At 42.1% G+C, this 7208-nt stretch carries 6 protein-coding genes; 4 read left to right on the top strand and 2 right to left on the bottom strand.

Going from position 1 to position 7208, the window contains the following annotated elements:
- Positions 1–16 precede the first annotated feature (16 nt).
- Positions 17–973, bottom strand: a complete 957-nt coding sequence (locus tag PY364_RS21080; RefSeq protein WP_275525961.1) for a GNAT family N-acetyltransferase — start codon at positions 971–973, stop codon at positions 17–19.
- Positions 974–1973: 1000 nt separating this feature from the next.
- On the opposite strand from PY364_RS21080, the gene pap reads away from it, so the two are divergent.
- The 3 genes from pap to PY364_RS21065 all read left to right on the top strand — a co-directional run bounded on the left by pap (position 1974) and on the right by PY364_RS21065 (position 4740).
- Entirely contained in the window at positions 1974–3461 is a 1488-nt protein-coding gene (gene pap, locus PY364_RS21075) for a polyphosphate:AMP phosphotransferase (protein ID WP_275525959.1), read from the top strand.
- A gap of 126 nt (positions 3462–3587) precedes the next feature.
- A complete protein-coding gene (locus PY364_RS21070) occupies positions 3588–3746 on the top strand; it encodes a hypothetical protein (protein ID WP_275525957.1) in 159 nt (52 codons plus the stop codon).
- The gene (locus tag PY364_RS21065) at positions 3670–4740 is read left to right on the top strand and encodes a YdcF family protein (RefSeq protein WP_275525963.1); all 1071 of its coding nucleotides are present in this window, start codon (positions 3670–3672) and stop codon (positions 4738–4740) included. The genes PY364_RS21070 and PY364_RS21065 overlap by 77 nt, the downstream gene beginning before the upstream one ends.
- A gap of 36 nt (positions 4741–4776) precedes the next feature.
- On the opposite strand, the gene PY364_RS21060 is transcribed toward PY364_RS21065, so the two are convergent.
- On the bottom strand, positions 4777–5142 hold the full coding sequence (locus tag PY364_RS21060; RefSeq protein WP_275525956.1) for a hypothetical protein: 366 nt from the start codon (positions 5140–5142) through the stop codon (positions 4777–4779).
- A gap of 279 nt (positions 5143–5421) precedes the next feature.
- On the opposite strand from PY364_RS21060, the gene PY364_RS21055 reads away from it, so the two are divergent.
- Complete coding sequence (locus PY364_RS21055) at positions 5422–7170, top strand: ABC transporter ATP-binding protein (protein WP_275525954.1); 1749 nt, start codon at positions 5422–5424, stop codon at positions 7168–7170.
- The last annotated feature ends 38 nt before the right edge of the window (positions 7171–7208 follow it).

Below are 7208 nucleotides of genomic sequence, written 5' to 3'. Positions count from 1 at the left end.
GAGGGCGGCGTTACATCTACAATAGTTTTACCCAGGAAAGCCAAGTTTCTACAGGGCGGAAACCAACTGATGTGTACAACTTCGTCGCATTTGTTAAGCTTTCCGCATCGACGCTGAGTTTAGCGGTATCTGCACCTGCGGCTTTTAAGTGATGCAATCCTGCGAGTAATACTGCTTTTCCTAAACCCATTTGTCGGAAACCACGCCGCGTACCTAGAAACTCGATCCAGCCGTCGTTACTGCGGTTAAGGGCGTTTTCTTCGGCTTTAATTTGACAATCGCAGAAAGCGGCAAAAGTATTATCGGGCGAGATTGCAACTAAGTCTAATTCTGGTTGGTAACTGGAATCTTTCATCCAGTGTTGTACAGTTTCAACTGTTAAATCGTGGTGATTCCAGTGATCGATAAATGACTCGTTGAACATCTCCACCCAGGGTTGAGCGTCTTTTTCCCCTGCGAGGTGGGATAACCTGAATCCTGTTGGAAATTCTGCGGTGGGAATTGGTTCCGATAGCGATCGCGCCATTGTTAAAAAGTAACGATCGATCGCGAAACCTTGTTTTTCTAACAAGCGGATTACTAAACTGTTATTTTCGCGGGTATAGGTACGCAATTTAACTGGCAAATTGCGCTCTATTCTTAGTTGGCTTAACCGCTTTTCGCTCCAGTTAATTATCTCCTTTTCTAAGGCTGTCCCTCGCATTGAAGGATGGACATAAAACCACAGATAAGCGTCGAGTTCACTTTTAGATTTAGGAATATCTAAGAGTGCTAAACCTGTAAGTTTTCCTCTAGTTTCCCACAATTGTACGTCACGGGATTTGTCGAGGTAGGGTGCATTAAGTTTGAGTTTTAGTTCGCAAGCTGTTGCTTCTTCGTCTAATTGTTCGGCGGTTTGGCAAGCATTTACTAGGTCTGCGATCGCTTGCCAGTCGCTTTCGCCCCTGTAGGAGCGCATGGTTAAAGTAGTCATAAAAAACTTGCAATCCGGTAATTCGGACTGTTCCTCTTAGTGGGTATTGCAAAATACGTACAGCGATCTAGGCTTGTGGTGTTATCGCCAGCAAACCTATTAATTCCTAATAAGGTAAATGTTAGATATAGCGGTTTTCAGTTGTATGAGAATGGGGTAATTGCTAATTGCTAATTGCTAATTGCTAATTGCTAATTGCTAATTGCTAATTGAAAGCAGTACCTATCTGATTCACAACTGATTGACAACTGCAATATCCGCATCTTGAGTCAAAATGCTGTTAGGAATTTAGTTATGGAAAAATTGGGAATGTTTAACAGCCGCCTCGGAAGATAGCTATTAGGATTTGAGAATGTTCTTGATAAAGTCACCAAACCTCTTTTTGTCACTGAGGTTTTTATGCTTTATCGAATTATGCACTCATAAAAAATTGTTCGCCCTTTTGGGGTAGTTTTGTTTGTAATTCGTGTGTCAGTATCAGGCTGGATTTGCGCCCAATCTTCGTAGACGGCGCTTCAAACTGTTACCAAACCTGCTGTTTAAGTAACGTTGATTTGATTCTAAAGCTGCTCAGAAAAGCTAAGTAAAGAAGTTTTTCACCCCCGGTGAAGTCTTTGGTTTTTACTTTTGCTCTGTATTTATATTACATCTTTCTTAAGGGATTTTCGCTTCCTCCCATTGAGTGACCCACTAGGGGGAGGGGAGAAATCGAACTTGTTTAAAAGTTCCCTGAAATTACTATAACAGTAACTACTTTTTTTGGCAAGTTTTTAGGTTGGGAAGTTATGGGTGGGGTATGGACTGTGACAGATTGTGGGCCAGTTGCGATCGCACATAACTTTTTTGTGAAATTTTAGAGTTTAAACTTAGACAGGCGCTAGACTGAGGATTTAATGCTCAATCCCGCATAACGGTTGGAGGTGCCCCGCGAGAAGAGGCGATCGCACCCACAACACCTCAAAAGCTATGCCTGCGTTCCCCCATTCTCAAAAATAACCTGATGTTAGACAACCTCGATTTGGATTTATCCCTGGATAAAGAAACCTACGATTCTAAGATCGAAGTTTTGATGAAGCAGTTGCGATCGCTGCAAAAAGCCTGCTGGGAAAAAAAATTGCCTGTAATTTTAGTCCTCGAAGGTTGGGCCGCTGCGGGAAAAGGTGGTTTAGTTAAAAAAATGATCGGATACATTGACCCGCGTGGGTTTGCGGTTCATCCCATTTGGCCGGCGACAGATGAAGAGCGTAGCTATCCTTTCCTGTGGCGGTTTTGGCAGAAACTTCCCGCTCGCGGACAGATGAGTTTTTTCTATCACAGTTGGTACACCCACGTCTTAGAAGATCGCTTATTTGAGCGCGTTTCAGATGCTCAAGTACCGATGGTAATGAGGCAAATTAACGCTTTTGAGCGACAAATGGTAGATGACGGCGCTGCGATCGCCAAATTTTGGATACACCTTAGCAAAAAAGAACTTAAACGCCGACTCAAAAAATTAGAAAGCGACAAATTGCAAGCATGGCGCGTGCGGCCAGAAGATTGGCATCAAGCCAAAAATTACGACAAATACAGAACCTTTGCCGAAGAAATGGTAGTGCAAACTAGCACCGGCCCCGCGCCTTGGACATTAGTAGAAGGAGATTGTCAACGCTGGGCCAGAGTCAAAGTTTTAACCCAAATGGCAGCCACAATTACAGAAGCACTCGATCGCCTTCACCTGCAAAGTCCCCCGCAAGCAGTAACAATTCAAAATCGTCTCGAACCCACAGAACCAGATTTCCTCTCCCAAGTTAATCTTTCTCAAGCACTAACATCTGAACAATACAAACAACAACTCCGCCAAGAACAGGCGCGTCTCGGCAAATTGCAACAGAGTATTCACGAAAATAAAATGTCAGTTTTAGTCTTATTTGAAGGCTGGGATGCTGCCGGTAAAGGAGGTGCAATTAAACGCTTGACTGACATTTTAGATCCTCGGAGTTATGTAGTAAATGCCTTTGCCGCACCGACAGATGAAGAAAAATCACATCACTACCTTTGGAGGTTTTGGCGCAGGTTGCCAAATGCCGGAAAAATTGCTATTTTTGACCGCAGTTGGTATGGTCGAGTGATGGTTGAACGAGTTGAAGGATTTGCTACTGAAACCGAGTGGCGACGTGCTTATCAAGAAATCAATGAGTTTGAAGAACAGTTGACCTCTGCCGGCTGCGTTTTAGTTAAATTCTGGTTGCACATCAGCCAAGAAGAGCAATTAAAACGGTTTACAGAGCGCCAGGAAAATCCTTTTAAGCAATACAAACTCACCGATGAAGATTGGCGGAATCGAGAGAAGTGGGCGTTCTACGAAGTAGCTGTCAATCAAATGATTCAGCGCACGAGCACACCTGCGGCTCCCTGGACGCTGATACCTGCCAATGACAAGTATTTTGCTCGTGTTAATGTGATTGAAACTGTGGTGCAAGCGATTCGGAATGAGTTAAAACGTAGATAATAGCTAGGGGCAAGGGATTAGGGACTAGGGGCTAGGGACTAGGGAAAGAAGGGTTTAGAATCTAAGGATTTCAGCAATGAGCGAGTGCCTTAACCGCCCTGGCGGTTGCTATATAGCATTTTTCAATTGGTAGGTACTACTTTTAATTACCAATTACCAATTACCAATTACCAATTACCAATTACCAATTACCAATTACCAACTACCAATTACCAATTACCAATTACCAATTACCAATTACCAATTACCAATTACCAATTACCAATTACCAATTACAAAAGATAATATGATTAGAGCAATTTTAATACTTTTAGTATTTATCTATATTATATATTCTAATATACTGGCTCCCATCCTGCCGGATGAAAAGGATAAAAATAAGTATGAATCATTGGTGGTACTCTTAATGGTATCCCTGATCGTAACATTGGCAATAATCGGAATTTTTACACCCAATAGTCAGTTAGCAACAGTGGTGCGAAGCGCTTTAATAGTCTTACTGACGACACCTCTAGGTTTAGCAGTGTTACTTTTGATTTTTGCAACCACAGGCATAGTCAGCGGAGGTATAAGAAACCCAACCCCAAAGAGAATCATATCAGCCTTAGTGCTATTAATTATTGCTAGCAATCCTTTAGTTGCTTTGTCGATAGCTGAGCAAGCAGAAAGAGAAATTCTACAGCTAATCCAAGTTGAAACCTGTTGTCAGAATAAAGTAGGAGCAATAGTGTTAATTGGACAGGGAACAACCGAACCTAAACTCCCCTACCGAGTTCAAATTCAACTAACTGATGCCGGCGATCGCATTTCCTATGCAGCTAAGCTATACCGACATGGTTTAGCGCCCTACCTCATAGTCAGCGCAGGTTCGAGACCTGATATAGAGGGTCATTTTATTGAAGCTTCTGATATTAAAAGACTACTGCTAAAAATGGGTGTACTAGCAGAAGATATCATCCTAGAAACTAAGTCTAAAAATTTGCATGAAAGTGCGATTCAAATTAAAAAAATATTAGAGAGTAAAGGTCTTCTGGATAGAATAATTCTCGTTACATCGGCAATTCAAATGCACCGCGCTACTCAAACATTTATCAAAGAAAGAATGAAGGTTTCCCCTGCTCCCACAGATTTCTACACCTTTGAACTAAATCCTAAACTCAGGCGCAGATTAATGGTATCAGACTTTTTTCCTAGCGCCCAAGCACTATCAATTACTACGCGAATAATTGAGGAAGATTTCGCGTATTTATACTATTTTGTGCGCGGCTGGTTGGGTTAGATTATTTCAAATTGAACTAACGTAAAAAAGCATCTACTATTCGCGATCGCGAGTTGATTCTACCAAATTGCCTTCATCAAGATCGAGAGGCAGATCGTCAAAATGCTGACCATTTGACTCCTCCAAGACTTGAGAAGCCTCTTCAGGAGAGCGAGAATCGCTAAATTCTCCCTTATTGACGATCAGAACATTAATCCCCAACGCCAACAGGAGCAAAATCACAAGGGAACCGAATCCTGAGCCTTCTCCTCTTCTAAATTGCCCGGAATCAAATCCTGAGCCTTCTCCTCTCCTAAATTGTGCGGAATCAATGTTGATCGTACCCTCAATCTCCTTTCCTTTCAAACGCCCACTCATGCAAAAGCCCCGAAATCGGATTTGATTGTCTTCTAATCTCGACATAATGATTACCCCTATGTAGGCAGATGCTAGTCAACTGCTTTATTCGGGGGCGATCGCGTGTTTTCGGGAAAGATTAACCGGGGTGTTCTCTCTCTATAGATAGAAAAACAAACAAGCTGAAGGCATCCCAGGTTAATATAGGAAGGGGTAGGACGGAATGCGATTTTGGATTTTAGATAGCGGAATTGAAATTATTCCTGCACCCGATATTTTATCCCTCTATTGCGCCGCGCCTAACGCCCAATTTACATTCTAAATTCTAAATTATAAACTCGATAGATGGCTGATTCTCGACGACTGGAAAAACTGATTGCTTACCTGCGCCCCCACTGGAAAAACGCATCCTGGGGTGTTTTCTCACTCTTGGTTGTTAATGCTGTAGGCGTTTACATACCCTTGCTGATTCGTAATGGAGTTGACGAGCTCCAAGTTGCGGTTAAATTCGATCGAATTTTACACTATTCCCTGCTGATTTTTGTGCTCGCTTCTGTGATGTGGGCAATTCGGATGATATCGCGGATCTTACTATTTGGGGTTGGTCGTCAGGTAGAATTTGACCTCAAACAAAAGATTTTTAATCGTCTCTTGACATTAGAACCATCTTATTTTGCTGGGAATACAATCGGAGATTTGATTAATCGCGCTACTTCTGATGTAGAAAATATCCGCCGCTTGGTTGGGTTTGCGGTTTTGAGTTTAGCTAATACATTATTTGCTTACGCATTGACACTACCGGTCATGTTAGGGATTAATGTAAAATTAACTCTCTTAGCCATAGGTGTCTATCCTTTGATGTTAGTTTTGGTGCAATTATTCAGCGATAAACTTCGCGTTCAGCAGTTAAATGTACAAGAGGAACTTTCCAGTATTAGCGATTTAATTCAGGAGGACATGAGCGGCATTTCTTTGATTAAGATTTATGCTCAAGAAGAGAACGAACGCCAAGCTTTTCGCAATTCTACTAAGCAGCTATTGGATGCAAATTTAGAATTAGCTCAAACTCGGAACTTACTATTTCCCATACTCGGCGGTTTAGCGAGTTTGAGTTTGTTGGTAGTGCTGTCTTTCGGTGCTGGTGCAATTGCTAGTGGTGAGATCAGCATCGGTGATTTTGTTGCTCTACTTTTGTTTGTGGAACGTTTGGTTTTTCCTACTGCACTACTCGGATTTACAATCACTGCTTACCAGCGAGGAGAAGTGAGTATCGATCGTATTGAGTCAATTCTGATAGTTGAGCCAAAAATTAAAGATGCTGCTACTCCAATCGAATTGCCAAAACCAGTAAAAGGTTGGCTAAGTGCAAGTAATTTGAGCTATACTTATCCTGATGCTAAAACGCCTGCTCTTAAGGATGTTAACTTCACAATTAAACCGGGAGAAACTGTTTCTATTGTCGGGCCGATCGGCTCTGGGAAATCAACTTTGGCTAATGCTTTACCGCGTTTGTTAGATATTGAAATTGACCAATTGTTTGTAGATGGTAAAGATATTACCCAACTGCGGTTGGTGGATTTGCGGGGCGCAATTGCTTACGTTCCTCAAGAAAGTTTTCTATTTAGTACCACGATCAAAAATAACATCCGTTATGGCAATCCTTTAGCTGAACAACCAGAGATTGAAGCGGCGGCAAAACAAGCACAAATTCACTCCGAAATCCTCAATTTTCCCCAGCACTATAAAACAGTAGTCGGCGAACGTGGAATTACACTATCGGGGGGACAGAGACAGCGGATGGCATTAGCTAGAGCTTTGTTAATTGATGCACCAGTCTTGATTTTGGATGATGCTTTATCCAGCGTAGACAATCAAACTGCCACAGATATTTTAAAGAATTTGGCAACTGGAACACTTCGCAAAACTGTGATTTTTATCTCGCATCAAATGTCCGCCGCAGCTACTGCGGATCGGATTTTTGTGATGGATCGCGGTGAAATTATTCAGATAGGAACTCATGGAGAACTTGTGCAAGAAAAAGGGCTTTACCAGTCCTTATGGAATCAGCAAAAGCTAGAGGAATTACTGCATTGAGTAAAATTCGTAACGCCGCCCTCTGGGCGGTATTTTAC

The organism is Kamptonema sp. UHCC 0994 (assembly GCF_029167235.1).
GTDB lineage: Bacteria > Cyanobacteriota > Cyanobacteriia > Cyanobacteriales > Microcoleaceae > Kamptonema.
Note: the sequence above shows the minus strand (reverse complement) of the source record. Positions and strands in the feature narration are given on the sequence as shown.